Annotated in this window: 12 protein-coding genes; 5 read left to right on the plus strand and 7 right to left on the minus strand. The window is 31.6% G+C overall.

The features are described from left to right. Positions 1–566: 566 nt before the first annotated feature. A complete protein-coding gene (locus tag ACXLDF_RS13575; RefSeq protein ID WP_457559080.1) occupies positions 567–1,700 on the plus strand; it encodes an actin family protein in 1,134 nt (377 codons plus the stop codon). A gap of 59 nt (positions 1,701–1,759) precedes the next feature. On the opposite strand, the gene ACXLDF_RS13580 is transcribed toward ACXLDF_RS13575, so the two are convergent. After that, a complete protein-coding gene (locus ACXLDF_RS13580; RefSeq protein WP_457559081.1) occupies positions 1,760–1,999 on the minus strand; it encodes a hypothetical protein in 240 nt (79 codons plus the stop codon). A 348-nt stretch (positions 2,000–2,347) separates the two neighbouring features. On the opposite strand from ACXLDF_RS13580, the gene ACXLDF_RS13585 reads away from it, so the two are divergent. After that, positions 2,348–3,241 (plus strand): alpha/beta fold hydrolase, encoded by an 894-nt coding sequence (locus ACXLDF_RS13585; RefSeq protein ID WP_457559082.1) that lies wholly within the window; start codon positions 2,348–2,350, stop codon positions 3,239–3,241. A 46-nt stretch (positions 3,242–3,287) separates the two neighbouring features. Here ACXLDF_RS13585 and ACXLDF_RS13590 read toward each other — a convergent pair whose 3' ends face one another. The 5 genes from ACXLDF_RS13590 to ACXLDF_RS13610 form a co-directional block, all read right to left on the minus strand. After that, positions 3,288–4,631 carry a hypothetical protein gene (locus tag ACXLDF_RS13590; protein WP_457559083.1) on the minus strand — a complete coding sequence of 448 codons (1,344 nt, stop codon included), beginning with the start codon at positions 4,629–4,631 and terminating at the stop codon, positions 3,288–3,290. Between the two features lie 168 nt (positions 4,632–4,799). Continuing rightward, on the minus strand, positions 4,800–5,102 hold the full coding sequence (locus ACXLDF_RS13595; RefSeq protein WP_457559084.1) for a hypothetical protein: 303 nt from the start codon (positions 5,100–5,102) through the stop codon (positions 4,800–4,802). 267 nt (positions 5,103–5,369) lie between these two features. Further along, positions 5,370–5,768, minus strand: a complete 399-nt coding sequence (locus ACXLDF_RS13600; protein WP_457559085.1) for a hypothetical protein — start codon at positions 5,766–5,768, stop codon at positions 5,370–5,372. A gap of 27 nt (positions 5,769–5,795) precedes the next feature. Further along, positions 5,796–7,250, minus strand: a complete 1,455-nt coding sequence (locus tag ACXLDF_RS13605) for a tetratricopeptide repeat protein (protein ID WP_457559086.1) — start codon at positions 7,248–7,250, stop codon at positions 5,796–5,798. A gap of 45 nt (positions 7,251–7,295) precedes the next feature. Next, complete coding sequence (locus ACXLDF_RS13610; RefSeq protein ID WP_457559087.1) at positions 7,296–8,471, minus strand: hypothetical protein; 1,176 nt, start codon at positions 8,469–8,471, stop codon at positions 7,296–7,298. A gap of 168 nt (positions 8,472–8,639) precedes the next feature. Between ACXLDF_RS13610 and ACXLDF_RS13615 the strand changes: the two genes are divergently transcribed. Beyond that, positions 8,640–10,487 carry an ABC transporter ATP-binding protein gene (locus ACXLDF_RS13615; RefSeq protein ID WP_457559088.1) on the plus strand — a complete coding sequence of 616 codons (1,848 nt, stop codon included), beginning with the start codon at positions 8,640–8,642 and terminating at the stop codon, positions 10,485–10,487. Between the two features lie 8 nt (positions 10,488–10,495). Then, entirely contained in the window at positions 10,496–12,295 is a 1,800-nt protein-coding gene (locus ACXLDF_RS13620; protein ID WP_457559105.1) for an ABC transporter ATP-binding protein, read from the plus strand. A 30-nt stretch (positions 12,296–12,325) separates the two neighbouring features. Here ACXLDF_RS13620 and ACXLDF_RS13625 read toward each other — a convergent pair whose 3' ends face one another. Then, positions 12,326–13,204, minus strand: coding sequence for a DUF4405 domain-containing protein (locus ACXLDF_RS13625; RefSeq protein WP_457559089.1), 879 nt, complete (start codon positions 13,202–13,204; stop codon positions 12,326–12,328). A 289-nt stretch (positions 13,205–13,493) separates the two neighbouring features. Here ACXLDF_RS13625 and ACXLDF_RS13630 point away from each other — a divergent pair, with 289 nt between their 5' ends. Beyond that, on the plus strand, positions 13,494–16,025 hold the full coding sequence (locus tag ACXLDF_RS13630; protein WP_457559090.1) for a pyruvate formate lyase family protein: 2,532 nt from the start codon (positions 13,494–13,496) through the stop codon (positions 16,023–16,025). The last annotated feature ends 81 nt before the right edge of the window (positions 16,026–16,106 follow it).

Consider the following 16,106-nt stretch of genomic DNA (forward strand, 5'->3'; position numbering starts at 1 on the left):
ATCTCTTCGAAAATGGTTAATATGGCAATGTCAGCATTATTAACGAGTGAAATATGTGCATAGTGAGATTTAAAAAGATTAAAAAATAAATTATTTTTGTCGAACAAGGGAAATTAAAAATTCTCCAAGTAACCTTATCTTAAAATTTAATTCAAGTAAAAAAAATCTCCAATAATTTAAAATTTCAATGAATTTTATAGATTTTATTCATAATTATTATAAAAGTTGCGAATGCAGTGAAAATGATTAATTTTGGGAGATTAAAGTATGCAATTCATCAATTTTTAATTATACTATAAAATTATATTTTGAGTTGATTAATCTAGGGTTAATATATTAGAAGTAGATATATCTTCGAGTCATAGAAATAATGATTATTCATTAATATAATGAAATTTTATACTTCCATCATTTAAAATCAACTAAGAAAAATTGATTATTCCCATACCTTCTTAGGAGAACAAAAATAGGTGAACAACCAGGCAAATCAAGTAAATTTTTTAAGATGCAAAGAGCAATACGTACACAAGAATTGAAAATGAGGGAAGAAATTTTTCCCAATTGAGATGAAGGAACAAACCATGGAAAACCTTTATGCTATAGTTATGGATATAGGGCAATTTTCGACAAAAATTGGATTTGGAGGTGAAAATCAACCTCGAAATATTTTTTATACCATTACAGGGACTCCAAAATATAAAGCAATTGGAATTGAAGACACTAAGCAGTTATATATTGGGAATGAAATCATCGATTCTTTAGGATTATATAAAGTTCAGCATCCTATTGATAACGGCGGTGAAATCATCGATTGGGTTCATTTTGAAGCATTAATTGATTATGCATTTTATTTACTTCGAGTAGATCCATCTGTTTGTAAAGTTCTATTCACTACGAATCCATTTTTATCTCGTGAATCAAAATTAAAACTATTTGAATTATTTATTGAGAAATATCAAGCTTGTTATTATCCTGTGCGCGGTTCTTTATTAACAATGTATTCTGGTGGGTTTGATACAGGATTGGTTGTAGATATGGGTGCTGCAAATATTCGTATTACTCCAATTTACAAAGGTTTTATTTTGGAACATGCAATTAAATTTCTTCCTTTAGGTGGAAATGTTTTAGATCAATTTATGCAAAAGAAAATGCAGGAATTAGGTATTTCAACTGAAAGTGCAGTTCAACGAAATTTCATTCGGGGATTAAAGGAGCAGGCATGTTTTTGTTCTGTCGATTTTGATACAGATCTTAGTCAAAAAGATAAATTTGAACGTGAATATGAATTACCAGATTCATCAAAAGTAAAAATTGGAGAAGCGAGATTTTTAGTTCCTGAGTTGCTGTTTAAACCTCAACTGATGAGTTTAGATATTGAACCTATTCATAAAGCGGTCATTCAAGTAGTTGAAGAGTGTGATGTAGATATTCGTCGAGATTTACTTCGAAATATTTTTTTAACTGGTGGAAGTTCAATGTTTCCCTTTTTAGAAATAAGATTAAGAAGAGAGTTAGAAGAAGAATTAAGTAATATGGGAAAAATTGCTCAAGATGTCCATATTATTGCCCCAAAAGGTCGAACACTTTCAAATTGGGTTGGTGGATCAATTTTATCTATGATTCCTGATTTTCAAGAAAGATGGATAACCCGGAAAAAGTATTATGAAGAAGGTATTAGCGAAGAATTACTAAAAGCATAATTTTTTCAAGATCTTTACTTTTGAAACTAATCTACAGCAATTTTAGAAAAATAGAAAGATTAGAAAAGAGTTGGAAAACTACATTCTAGATCTTCTAAGACATTAGTAAGGTATTCAATACAATTCGCTGAGTTTATCTTTTTAGACAAGTAATGGAGCAAATTTCGAGCAGTTTTCCTGTCTTCTGCTGTATAATTGTCTTTATCACCGAAAATATAGTTGAATTCTTCACGAATAAAGTTAATTTCATTAATGATGGTCTGATCGATTTCTGAAGAGAAATTTATACGAATTTGCATGATGTGTCACTATGTACCGATTTCTAATCAATGGTTAATGTTACACTATTGTTTGGGGGAAGATTTATGATTTTGCTTTGCAAACACTCCAATTTTAGATGAAGAGTCTACCTTTGATTAATTGAAATTTTGAAATTATTCCAATTTTTACTGATTGAAATTGGAAAGTTCATTCAATGATATTAAATTTTACCCTATTATCACCATGCTTATTTCTTCCTAAAAATTTTTTTACATTTGTTTTCTAAATATGTTCTTTACTTCTATTTTAGCAACAAGATCACATTTTCGTAAAAAAGTAAATAGCGAAGCGCGAAAATTATAAACCGCAGAAACTTTATCTTTGATATGAATTTTTTAAACAATACAGAGCAAAATAGCATTCATCCAAATGCCTCCGAATATGAAATTCAAAAGGAAAGATATGCTCTTATCAATAATATTCAAATTTATTATGAATGTGAAAACGTTGAAAAACCAGATGATAGATCTGCGATTCTTTTAATTCATGGTTGGACAGCAAATCGATTACGACTTCATCCACTATATATTCAGTTGATTGAAGCAAGATATCCTGTTTTTCGCTTGGATTTGAGAGGACATGGTTGGTCACAGAAAGAAGCCACTAATGATTTCTCATTTAATATCATGAAAGATGATATTGATAAATTTATTCGAACTATAATTATTGGAAAATATGGATTTAAAAAGCTCATTATAATTGCTCACTCAATGGGTGGCTGTATTGCTCAGCTCTTGGCTATTGAACAACCTACTTATTTAGAAAAATTGGTTTTAATCGCCACTTCTGCAAATTGGGCAGATAAACCATTCTCAAAAATAATTTATTGGCTATTTATTCAATACTATAAAAGTCATTTTTGGAAGAAATACATGAAAAAGAAAGATGGCCATGAACCATTAGGTTTAGAGCATTTCCCAATGTGGGGAAAGAGATATAATACTCACGGACGTACTTTATTTACTTGTTTTCATGCTACAATTCAAGGATTGGAAAATATGCGCATATTTGATGCTCGAAAAGTCTTGCACAACGTTCAAGTTCCAGCCTTAATCATAGTAGGAGAAAAAGATATCGATGCACCATTAAGATATTCAAAAAAAATACACGATTTGATTCCCAACTCAAAATTAGTCGTTATACCTGAAGCAAATCATGATGTAGTTATAGGAAAGGCGATGACTACTTATGAATATATTAAAAATTTCATCAATTCTTAAAATCTAGAATCAAAAAGATAAAAAAAATACCAAAATTAAAAGGTGTTCAGCTTTCTTGGGATTTAACTGGCTCTACAAATCGGACCATCTCTACTTTGTAGAGTTTCTTTTGTAGCTGCAGCGCATCCTTTACTGGAACTTTTTGTCCTGTTAGAATACCACGTAATAAACGTAAACCAAATTCCCAAGTGCCAATAAAATGTACTTTTTCCCATAACCAAATTAATAGTTGGAAAAAGCCAATTGATGTTAAGGTTAAAGCTATTGTCCACCATTTATTCACTGTACAACGATGCGCTAGATCTAAATTAAAGATTGCAGCAAAGGCAACTCTTACAAAACCATCCAACCATTGGTACATGAAAATAGAGAGGGCAATCATTCCCCAACGTCGAATCGGAAGTGAGTATTTTAACCATTTTTCTTCGTTTAATTTTGGATTAAATTCTACTAATCGAAAAAGTAGCAGGATTGCATATCCTTGGAAAGCAGTATTAATGAATATAAACCAAGTTGGATGGATATGAAATGCTGGATCAAAAATAAAAGTTCCATTAACAATTTGAAAAGCAATAACAACTCCACCAATTACTAACAATACTAGACATCCTAAATATGCATATCTAATATGGCTAATAGTTGGCTTATCTTGGGTAATAATCACTCCAATACAAGATCCAAAGAAGGTAATGCCTATCATTGGGAAAATCGGGGCTTCACGGCCTCCCAACCACACCAAAATTGTTCTTCGAATCGGGTATACTACATCATCCATGAAATGATCTCCAGATTGAAGTGTCCAATCAACATTAGGATCTGGCCATATTACCAAAGTATTAACCCAATTTTGAACTAACGGTGAAAGTAGAAAAATTACACTTCCAATTAAAAAATAAATTATGATTTTAATGATTGGTTTTTTTATATAATGAAGAAAGAAAAAGAATAAAGCAGAAAATAAAATTCCAAAAGCAATCACATCTAAGGCTTCAACAAAGTAGAAGAAATCAAGTTTTTCTGAATGCCATGTCCAATCACGAAATAATTCATCAAATATACCCCAAGTTGTAAAAAAAGTAGTATATATTTTAGCAATAATTAACACAATAAAAGAATATATTACTTCGTTGAGAAGAATCTTGCTGTGGGTAACTCCTCGCTTTTCTGCTTCAACCATTCTATAATAAGTAACAACACCACTAATTATAATAAAAAATCCACGCCAATGAGTAATAATGATAATTATTCCAGCGATAGGTAACATCCACGCTTTAAGTAAAGAAATATTTGCATGACCTATTAAATACCATACCGCAAGCATCATATGTACTGCAACCATGAAAATAATTGCAATTCCTCGTAAAAAATCTAAAGAAGTCAAACGCTTCATAATTATTGTTTCTTGTAAAACTTTAAAATTGTTTAGAACAATTGCGATTAACACTAAAAGGATTGTATTAATAATGTAGAACTGAAAGAATATAAAAGAGAAAGAAAGAAAGACTGAATTAAGAAAGAGGGAAAAAGGGGAGGTAAAAATAATAAACTTATGAGCATATTATAATGGAATCTGTCGCAAATATTTTGTTGTAGTGCGTCGATTAATTATTGCCATGAACTCTGAGTTTTCAGCTCTAGTTGATAACTTTAATTGATCTAAAAATTGATCTAAATCAGTAAAGTTATTAAAATAACGTGTTTCACCTTGTACGGTTATTTTTACTCCTCGATGTTTTAGGTAGGCATAAATTCCGCCAATATTTACATCATGTTTTACATAACAATTTGGTTCTTCTCCATTTTTCTTGGGTACTGCCCAAAAATCTCTTTTAAGCAGATATTTACGATACATTGAACACATTTTTTTTTCACACATCCTGGTTTTTTGATATTTAATTGGAAATTTTCTTCAATCAAGTGAATTGATTAAAGACTTTGCACAAGAATGCCCGTTGTGCGTTCGAGAAATATATGAGGCCACACATCCCCATATTATCCCCAACTCATTAAATTTCGTTTGTTCTTATGAACCCACTTATTATCTGAATCACGTAGAGAAATGATGTTCATATCATCTCCATAGTGAGTTAATAATATCAAAGGGAAAATCGTTATTTAAAGACCAAACCTAAAACTTTTGAATGATGCAAGAAAAAATTTTGTATTCAAAAATTAATGGCGACAAAATTCGAAAATAATTTTTAGAAAAGATTGAATTATAAAAATAATAATATTTTGTCGCCCGACTATATTCATGCATAGATGATATCCAGAGAATCCCCTCAACTTCCTTAATTCTAAACTTCTTTAATATTTTTGTCGGACACTTGCCTAAAATACCGACATAAAATTTCAAAAATAGGATCTTGTATTGGAAATTGACATGGTCGACAAAAACATGAGTAATTTCAAATATCTGCTCTCCAGAAAGGGCTTGCTTCCAGTTTGTTGAATTCTTTTTCTCGCTTTTCTCCCTTGCTTCGGAAATGCTTCCATCTATATAGATGAAAAGAATTTCGTCCTTCATTAAGTCGAGTGTTTGGGAAATTATTAACTAGCTTTCAACTAATCTTAAAAAAAGCTCATTTTGATGTAATCCATGAAAATCTTTATCCTTTTTTGCTAATTTGCGAAATTTTGGATTTAAATTAACAGCTTTTTCTAAATAAATTAAAACATCTTCAGGTAAATGAAGACAAGCAGAAACACAAGCAAGATTATAATAAATTTCTCCTAAATGACGATTATAATTTGATAACTGGAAATTTTCTAGAGATTTTAAAAAGAATTCTTGCGCTTTTTCATAATTCCTCTTTTTATACTCAAATGTTGCTTTTTGTTCCCAAATTATTGCAATTCCCAAAAAATCTGGGTGAGATGGATTTTGAGCCAAAGAAAAAGCAGTTTCTAATAATTCATTTGCTTTTTTCAAATTTCCTTGTAGTCGATTAATGCGCTCTTTTATTAAAAGTATTTTAAATTGGATATGAAATTCATTATTTTCTTTAGCTAAATGTTCTGCTTCGTGAAGATATGGAATGATCTGTTCTGAGTTGAATTCTACATCTGTTTTATGAATGTTTAATTGTATTTTGCCCATATGAATAAGTTGTTGTGAAAGTAAAACTTGATTTGGTGATTTTTGTTGCTCATTTGTTTCAATTGCATCTTCACAATATTGTTCTGCTAAAGCATAATTCCCTAAATTAAAATAAAATTCACTAATTTGAAAATAATAAATACTTTGTTCTTTCAATTGCAAAGTTGTTTTAATTTCTTTGAATATTTTAATGAAATCAGTGAGAAATTTCTGAGCTTCTGAAAAATCATCATATTCCAAATAAATCTCAATTAATGGAGAAAGTAAGTTTAAAACTACATGAAAATTCTTTAATTCATGTTCTCGTTTCAATGCTTGTAGGAAATAGATTTCTGCTTGAAAAAAATTTCCTAATTCAAAAAGGACGTGTGCATAGTTTTCAATAACAAATAGTTCTATTTGAGGATGAGAAAAAGACTGAAAAAATCCTAATGCAATTTTTAGATAGAATTCAGATGATTTTAGGTCACCTTGTGTGTAATAGATTTGACTAATTAAATACACTATTTCTGCATTTTTTCTTGTTTCTTCCGCTGACTCAAAGAGATCATACGCATTTAATGCATGAGATAACGCTTTATCATAATTTTTTAAATGAAAAAGACAACGCGCTAAATTTTGATGGATTTCTCCTTGAATTATTGGGTTTTTTTGAACACTTCTAAGGTCAGCGGCTTTTTGAAAGAATCGCAATGCATCTTGGAAATTATTTTCAAATTCTGAGATTTTTGCTTTATATTCGTATATTTCTGCTTCTTTAAAAATTGCTTGTGCATTATGATACTTTTCAAGGGCTAAATCAAGCCAATGCACAGCTGGTTTAAAATTTTGATTTTGATAAAATTTCTTCGCTTTATTAAATTGGGATTCTGCTTTCTTAAAATCATTTTTGGCTTGAATCGAGCTCATATAAATAGTTTAATGAACCTTAATAGAAAAATTTTCATTCTTTTATTATCGGAAGATAACTTTTTCATCTTTAAGGAATATTTGTGAAATTAAATTTGAACGAAAATCGTCAATTTCAATGGGTGGTGTTAATTGAAAATATATTGTTCCGTCATATGCATTATTTAAAAAATTCCACAAAAACTGAGGATTTTGTTGAAAAAAGGCAAATTCTGGGTCTGCATAAGTGAGTAAAAGCCTATCATGAGAAGCTCGTTTAAAATTTCCTTCAAATTGCCACGCTTCGTACCAAATTGATCCTCGAAAAAAAAGGAAAGATTTTAAATTTGAAGTTGATAGAGTTGATGGACTAGATAAAGTATTTGGAATATTTGAAGATAGCCAGTAATTTTTCATAATTGAAATGAAATTATTTAGTGAAATATGATAATTGAATCGTATTTCGATCCAATTTTCTTGTTCTGCCTGAAAATCATAATATTTCATAGGAACATTGGGAATTGGTAAATTTAACTGAGTTAGGGTGGAATCAAATTCTGGTTCCTTTTTATTATATGTCGTTTCTTCTTTGGAATTAAAAGTATCTGATTTATTTGTTATTTCTTGATCACTAGTCTTATTTTTCAATCGAGATTGAACGAACATTTTACAGAATGCCAAAAAAACTCCTTTTCCATAATATTCTGTACCAATACTATCAGGAAATTTATCAGGAAACCACAATTTAACACGTTTTTGGAAATCTTTTGAGGGACGACGTGATCTTTTTTTCTGTAACTTACGTTTGGTTGTGAAATCGATGTAATATTGGGAATATACCAATGAAAAACGGGGAAAAAGTAAAGATGGATATTTTTTAGTAAATTTTTTAATTGTTTTAATGGTTTCGCTATTCATTTGAAATTTTTCATTACATAAAATTTCCCATTGGATTTTTTTTGAGATTGAAAAGTTTTCATTGAGTTCATCTAATATTTTATCCATTTCTTTAATTTTTGAAACATTTGTTATCAATTTAATATTATATTGTTTAAAATCTGAATCAGAATTTAGTTCTTTTTTGTATTTTTGAAGAAAAAATAATAAATCATCCATGGAACGAAATATAACTCGCTCTATCTTAGCAACAGAATCAATCCAATTCTCTTCAATTTTTTCAATATTTGAAAATAGTACCGAAGAACTCTTTTTGGAGAGGTTCACAAAGTGATATTGTTGCATAAGTAAAATTCACGCACTTAACATTTAAAGTAGATTCTTTTTTTTGAGTTTTTTTATTTTAGGTCTATTATTATAGTAATTTAAATCATCCGTTTTTTTGTGAATTTGCTTTGATTCCAATAAAAAATTAGTTAAATTAATTAAACTTAAAAAATTTGGATTGGAAAAATGAAAATAGAAGAAAATTTAAAAAAAAATGAGAATTTAGGAAAAAAAAATGATTTAGAATTTCGTCCTGAATTTGATCCTTTTGCTAGTAGTCGTAATAAAGGGCCGATTTTCTGGATATTTCATCACTTTTTCTTTAAAACTAATACGATTATTATATTTTCTTGGCTTAGCTTAGTGTCTCTCTCAGCATACATGTTTGCAAAAATGAAACAGTACATTGGAAATGCAGTAGATGCGTTAAAAATTCAAAATGCTGATTTATTCATCCACATATTAGTTCTTATTATAATTTTTGGCTGTGTTTCACCACTAATTGACCTCGCAGCAAATTTTACAAGAGAATTACTTGCTCAACGCATGGAACGTGATACTCGGCATGAACTTTACATAAATTTATTAGGAAAAAGTCAAAGCTTTCATGATCGGCAAAAAATAGGAGATGTTATGGCTCGAGCAACAAATGATGTGCGTCAATTAAATTTTCTTATTAGTCCGGCTCTATCTTTGATTTTTGAGGCGTTTGTGAATGTTCTACTGCCAATTATTCTGATTATACGATTTTATCCTATAGAATTGTTAGCAACACCTTTGATTTTTACATTATTGTTTATTATTAGCTTAAAATTATATGTCGATCAATTAGGACCGGTTAGTATCGAACTTCAATCAGAATATGGAAATTTAAATGCTATTTTGAATGAATCTTTGGCAGGAATTGAAATTGTTAAGGGCATGGCTCAAGAGGAACATGCAAAGAATAAATATGATAAAGATTCCCAATATTATAAAGAATTGGGAATTAAACAAGGAAAAATTCAAGCCCGTTATATTCCTATACTATTGGTTGCTCTCGCGATAACTGGAGGATTAATTCAAGGTATTATTTTCTTTTTAGAAGGAAAGATGACGATTGGTGAAATTATAGGATATGTTGGACTTTTAGGTAATTTACATTTCCCTACTCATATTTCAATTTGGGCTTTTGCTATTGTTCGAAGAGCTTTTGCAGGAGCTGAGCGATTGTTAGGAATTATGAATCAAACTTCCGAAATTTCCGAGAAGCAATCTCCAATTCATAGAGAAATCGATGGAAATGTTACATTCAATAATGTCTCTTTTATGTATCCTGGAACAGAAGTTAATGTGCTTACTAATATTTCATTTAAGGTTTCAGCGGGTCAAACTGTTGCAATTGTCGGAACTACAGGTTCTGGAAAAACCACTTTAACCAAATTAATCTCTCGATTGTATGATATTAATTCTGGGCAAATTGAAATTGACGGAATTGATATCAAAGATTACGCTTTTCATTCATTACGAGATCAAATCTCATATATTGAGCAAGATATTTTTCTTTTTTCGAAAAATGTAAGAGACAACATCTTGTTTGGCAGAGACGCTCCAGAAGATGCAGTCATCCAAGCCGCCAAGGATGCACAGGCTCATGATTTTATTATAAAATTACCTCAAGGTTATGAGACTTCTGTTGGTGAACGTGGGGTCCAATTAAGTGGGGGAGAACGACAGCGAATTGCAATTGCTCGAGCATTTCTCTCAAACCCAAAAATCCTTATTTTAGATGATTCTACTTCAGCAATCGATTCTGAAACGGAAGAGAAAATCCAAATCGCCATTTCTCGAATTTTAAAGGGAAGAACAACGTTTATAATTACTCATCGACTTTCTCAAATCCGTTGGGCAGATAAGATTTTAGTATTAGCAAATGGGAAAATCATAGCCCAAGGATCACATGAAGATTTACTTCGGACTTGTGAAGAATATCGGAAAATCTTTGTAACACGGTTTGATAAGACTCTTGAAGAACTCTTGGAGGTGCAGGCATAGTGGTCTATATGGGATTGGATGCAGAAGAATATGATAGAGTTTATTCCGATCGGGTCTTGTTTAAGCGTATCCTCGCATATTTCAAGCAACATTTAAAAAAAATGATTATTGTAATTATTTTTCTGGTACTTACTTCAATTAGTTCAGGAATTTTACCGTACTTAACGAGTTTGATTATTCATCAACTTGAATTCTCGACAAGTACCACCATTATTATCGGTTTGGTGATTGCAACTTTATTATTTAACATAAGTACATATCTATTCAATTACATAAACAAAACGCTTTCTGCAGTTATATTGAACAGTGTTACTTATCAATTACGGGCTGAAGTAGAATCGAATGTACTTATTCAAGACTTATCTTTTTTTGATAAATATCCTACAGGAAAAATTGTAAGCAGGATTAATTCAGACAGTCAAAATTTCTTTGAAATGGCTCAAATTTTTATCGATAGCATTTCTTCTTTCTTAGTCGTAATCATAATGTTAATTCCCATGTTCCTTATTGATGTAAAGCTTACTTTGATATTTTTAGCTATGGTTCCTGTTATTTTTTTGTTTACGTTATCATTTAGAAAGGTAGCGCGTAAAAAAACACTTCAAGGTCAGCGAATTTTGGCAGTAGTCCACTCTTTCGTGCAAGAAACTATGAGTGGAATACAAATTGCTAAAACCTTCCGTCAAGAATCGTCATTGTACAAGGAATTTAAAAAAATCAATGAAAAATCTTTTAAAATTAACCTAAATCGCGCCTTATTTATGAACGTCATTTTTCCTGGTTTAAGCTTAATTCAAGGAGTCATGCTTGGCTTAATTCTATATTTTGGTGGAGATACTGTTCTTCATAATCCAACATTATCAGTTTCAACACTTTATTTATTTATTCAAAGTTTGTGGGGGTTGTTCTTTCCACTTTTTTCAGTTGCTGCATTTTGGCCGCAATTTCAGACAGGAATGGCTGCTGCTGAACGAATATTTGCTTTAATTGACAGTAAACCTCAAGTAGTACAAGAAGATTCGCAAAAAATCAATCGAATACGCGGAAAAGTCGAAATGGATAATTTACAATTCTATTACAATCCAGAAAAACCTGTTTTCGATCATTTTTCACTAAAAATATCTCCTGGCGAGTCAGTTGCAATTGTGGGTCATACTGGTGCTGGTAAGTCCAGTTTGGCTCGGATTCTCTTAAGGTTCTATGAATTTCAAGCAGGAACGATTACTATCGATGGAAAGGATATCCGAAAATTAGATCTACAAGAATATCGTAAACAAGTAGGATTAATTCCACAAACACCATTTCTTTGGGCTGATACATTAGAGAATAATGTTAAGTATGGTTCTCCTCAAGCAACGCGAGAAAAAGTTCTTTGGGCATTAGATCAAGCAGGTGGAAAGGATTGGGTTGAAAATCTCACCGATGGTATTGAAACTAATATTAGAGAGAGAGGAAAACTACTTTCGATGGGTCAACGCCAATTAGTGGTATTCGCGCGTGTTTTATTACAAAATCCTGCAATTCTAATATTAGATGAAGCTACTGCTTCAGTGGATCCATTTACTGAAACCCGTATCCAAGAGGCTCTTGAAAAAATCATGGAAGGCCGTACTTCAATTATTATTGCTCATAGATTACGCACTGTTCGTCATGTTGATCGCATTGTTGTATTAGATCATGGAAAAATAGTTGAACAAGGAAATCATGATACATTGATGAAAAATAATGGTTATTATGCACGATTGTATAATATGTATTTTAAGCATCAGTCCTATGAGTTCATTAATGAAATTCATAAGCAATCATGATTTCCATTAATCAGTTACTCTCAATCTTTATTATGATATAATGAATCCAAAGATGATTATTACTATCGAAAGTAAAATTGCAGCAAGGATTTCACCCCAAAAGCGAAATCTCTTCTTCATCCATTTTTTACTTAACCATTTATTCTCAAACTGCTTTTTCTCTTTTTCTTTTATTGTTTTGCGGCTAAAAAATGCTTTTAAGCTCTTCCAGTTTAAAATTACATGAAAAACTGATGCAGTCAGCAGCAACAAAGAAGAAATCGTATGAAAAAGAAGAACAAGATTGTTTAACCCTTTTCCTCCTCCACCTCCTCCAATTCCCTCTCCAGTTCCTCCTCCACCAATTCCTTTTCCTTGATATGTACTAATTAATAAGAGACTTGATTCGATTGGTGTAATATCTTCACCTGTTCCACCACTTCCGCCATTCAGATGTGTAAAAAACCATAACAAACCAGTAATGCTTGATAATATAAATGAAATTAACAGTAATGTACTCACGATCTTGCGATATAGTTGTTTTCTCCTAGGATGGGAATAATAATTCGAAAGTCTCTTCCAATTCCAATAAAAATGTAATGATCCTATTATCGAAAAGCTTATACCAGAAACTGTATGAATATTGTTCCACTCGTATTCTGAGATTTTAATAAATGTTTCATCAAATAAATTTAATGAAATTGAGATTGTTGTTAATCCTTTACCGAAACCTAAAAGAACCAGTCCGCTGAAAAGTGTAACAAATCCAATAATTGAAATTGTTAAACTGGTAAAAATTCTCCAATTAAATTTATATTTTTTTTTCTTTTTTTGTTTATCTTCGTTATGCTCAAATGAAGATAATGAATTTTCATTCGGTTTTTTTAAAGTGGGAATGTCTTCTTGATTTATATTTGTATGTTCATCCATATAATACAATCTCCAAGTTTAGTGAATTGTGTATAATTAAATCAAATAAAAATAAAATATAACATCATAGGTATGCTTTTCCCCTATTTTTCTTTTTTTTAATTTTTATATTTAAGTGGATGGGGATTTTTATGGAAACTCTGGTTTCCAATAAGGAAACTCTGGTTTCTTTGAAATCTAACCTTAATTTTGGCTTAAGCTATAAATATATGGTTTACTTTAATAATAAATAATAAGAAATTCGTTTCTGATTTCTTCACACACAGTAGGTAAGAGTGATTAAAAAATTATGAGTAATATCACTGATGAAAATACAAAAACAGATCTCTCTGTTTCACAGTTCAAAGTGGCCGAACCACATCATCTTTCTAAAAAAGCTGCTTGGTTACGGAAATATTATTTCAAAGGGTGTGATCGGGAGTGGAATAATGAATATGCACCATTCACAACGGGAATATCGAATGATCGAATATGGAGTGAAGGTGATTATTATATTGTTCCAGAAGTATATGGCTTTATTGGAATAAATGGAAAGGGATTATACTGCTTATCTTTGGATTTAATGGCTGAAAAAGTAGATTTACCTTCTGGTTTTTGGGAATTAAGTTTACCTGAACGCCGAATGACATTTTTCCGGGAAGTTATGTTAAATTATGTTCCGCAAGAAATTATTTCTTCTAATGATCTATTAGCAGGTGGCCGCTTTAACATACAACTCTCTAAATGCTTCACAGAAGCCCAATTAAAGGCTCATGAAAAACAAAATATCAAAAATCGTCATAGAATTCTGCATTTCCATCAAGAAGGATTTGGAAATGTCGGTGCAACTGGAGGTCATTTGATTCCTGATTATAAAACAGTGATTGAACGTGGATTTCGATATCTTTATGAAAAAGCAAAAAAATCATATGATAATCTTACACAAAAAGAAAAAAGGGGACCAAAAGGCGCTGAACTTAGAGCAATGATTACTGCCTGCCAAATTCCCAGAGACCTGGCTGCCAAATATGCTGATGAATGTTTGCGTCTGAAGGATTTGACTGATTCTGCAGAACGAAGGGAAGAACTTCAAAAGATGGCCGACAATCTTCGAAAAGTTCCTTGGGAACCCGCTCAAACATTTTGGGAAGCGCTGCAATCATTATGGCTTACTCATATGCTTGTGATGGCTGAAGAATCTTATCCTGGACCTGGAACAAGTTTTGGGAGGTTAGATCAATATTTATGGCCTTTCTATAAACGTGATGTGATTGAACAGCGAAATATATCTCGTGATTTTGCCAAAGATTTATTCAGTTCCTTCATTTTTCATGCGAACACTGCTTATGATGCTCAAATTCGAATTGGTAAGCAAGGAATTTCAGCTGGATTTGGACAACTTATGACTCTTTCTGGAATGGGACCTAATGGCGAAGATTTAACGAATGAACTAACATACATGATATTAGAAGTATTTGATGAATGGGCACCGATTTTAGAGCCTAAACCTAATATTCGACTTCATCGTAATTCTCCAGACAGACTTTTGGATGTAATCGTTGATATGATTACCCGTGCTCAAGGTGCACCGTTTATCTTGAATTTTGATGAACGTAGTATAGCAGGAATGATACTTGAAGGAGTTCCTCCTGAAGATGCATGGAATTATGCGTGTGTAGGTTGCTTAGAAAATACTATGTGTGGAAACGATCGTTCTGGAACTGTGAACTGCAATCCGAATCTTGCTAAAAGTATTGAATTAACGCTTTGGAATGGAAAGAATCAACCTAGATTTAAACGAATTATGGGAAATGATATGTTTAAACAAGCCAAACCTGGCACCCAGTTCGGACCAAAGACCGGAAATCCTGAAAAATTCAATACTTGGGAAGAATTCTTTAATGCATGGAAGAAACAGATGGCTTTTATCATAAAGCATACTGTTGAAACGTATAACGTGTTTGAAGCCACTAGGGCAAAATACTATCCTACACCCTATCTTTCTACTATTGTTGATGGTTGTATTGAAAACGCCACAGATATCCGTGTTGGACCTCCAAAATATGGTTTTGTTACAATAGAAGGGGTGGCATTTGCAACCACTGTTGATTCTTTATTATCGATAAAATATTGGGTATATGATCAGAAAAAATATACGATTTCGGAGATTAAGGATGCTCTTCTGCATGATTTTCAAGGTAAGAAAGAGTATCACATAATGCAGGCATTAATGAAGAATAAAACACCCAAATATGGAAATAATGATCCTGAATCGGATGATCTTGCAAAAAAAGTAATGCGGTTCTGGGCAGAAGAATGCTGGAAATATCAAACACCTACAGGATATCAATTTAGACCTGGAATGTTATCATGGAATTATTGGGCTGGAGAAGATGCTGCTTTTACACCTGCTACTCCTGATGGGAGAAATGCCGGAACATTTCTTTCTAATGCAATTTGCCCCAGTAATGGTGCTGATAAAAATGGGCCCACATCAGTAACAAATTCTGTTGGAATTGCTCTTGGCGGCAAAACTTCAGAAGATACATACGTCAATGTCCTTCCAAATGGTGCTTCACATACTATTACCTTCAATCCAAGCTTACTTCGTGATAAAGAACACAGAGACAAATTTAAAGCATACATTCGAGGTTATATTGAAAATGGAGGAACTGCTCTTCAAATTAATATTCTTGACAGTTCAATGCTGAAGGATGCCCAAAAACACCCTGAAAATTACGGAAATTTACTTGTTCGGGTTACTGGATACAATGCATACTTTACCAGCATTGGTAAAGAACTTCAAGATGAAATAATTGCACGGGAATCCCATAATTGGTGAAAATTAGAAGGTATAAAGTTGAGACGAAAGTCAGATTCTTGAAAAATTAAATATCCAAAATTTAATGTTAGAGTGAGCAAA

This window comes from Candidatus Harpocratesius sp. (genome assembly GCF_054039255.1).

Bases quoted from the DNA above. Each gene is read 5' to 3' on its own strand.
- ACXLDF_RS13590 (WP_457559083.1), bottom strand. From the start codon at position 4,631: ATGAAGCGTTTGACTTCTTTAGATTTTTTACGAGGAATTGCAATTATT.
- ACXLDF_RS13625 (WP_457559089.1), bottom strand. From the start codon at position 13,204: ATGGATGAACATACAAATATAAATCAAGAAGACATTCCCACTTTAAAA.
- ACXLDF_RS13585 (WP_457559082.1), top strand. From the start codon at position 2,348: ATGAATTTTTTAAACAATACAGAGCAAAATAGCATTCATCCAAATGCC.
- ACXLDF_RS13630 (WP_457559090.1), top strand. From the start codon at position 13,494: ATGAGTAATATCACTGATGAAAATACAAAAACAGATCTCTCTGTTTCA.
- ACXLDF_RS13580 (WP_457559081.1), bottom strand. From the start codon at position 1,999: ATGCAAATTCGTATAAATTTCTCTTCAGAAATCGATCAGACCATCATT.
- ACXLDF_RS13575 (WP_457559080.1), top strand. From the start codon at position 567: ATGAAGGAACAAACCATGGAAAACCTTTATGCTATAGTTATGGATATA.
- ACXLDF_RS13610 (WP_457559087.1), bottom strand. From the start codon at position 8,471: ATGCAACAATATCACTTTGTGAACCTCTCCAAAAAGAGTTCTTCGGTA.
- ACXLDF_RS13605 (WP_457559086.1), bottom strand. From the start codon at position 7,250: ATGAGCTCGATTCAAGCCAAAAATGATTTTAAGAAAGCAGAATCCCAA.
- ACXLDF_RS13595 (WP_457559084.1), bottom strand. From the start codon at position 5,102: ATGTGTTCAATGTATCGTAAATATCTGCTTAAAAGAGATTTTTGGGCA.
- ACXLDF_RS13615 (WP_457559088.1), top strand. From the start codon at position 8,640: ATGAAAATAGAAGAAAATTTAAAAAAAAATGAGAATTTAGGAAAAAAA.
- ACXLDF_RS13620 (WP_457559105.1), top strand. From the start codon at position 10,496: ATGGGATTGGATGCAGAAGAATATGATAGAGTTTATTCCGATCGGGTC.
- ACXLDF_RS13600 (WP_457559085.1), bottom strand. From the start codon at position 5,768: ATGAAGGACGAAATTCTTTTCATCTATATAGATGGAAGCATTTCCGAA.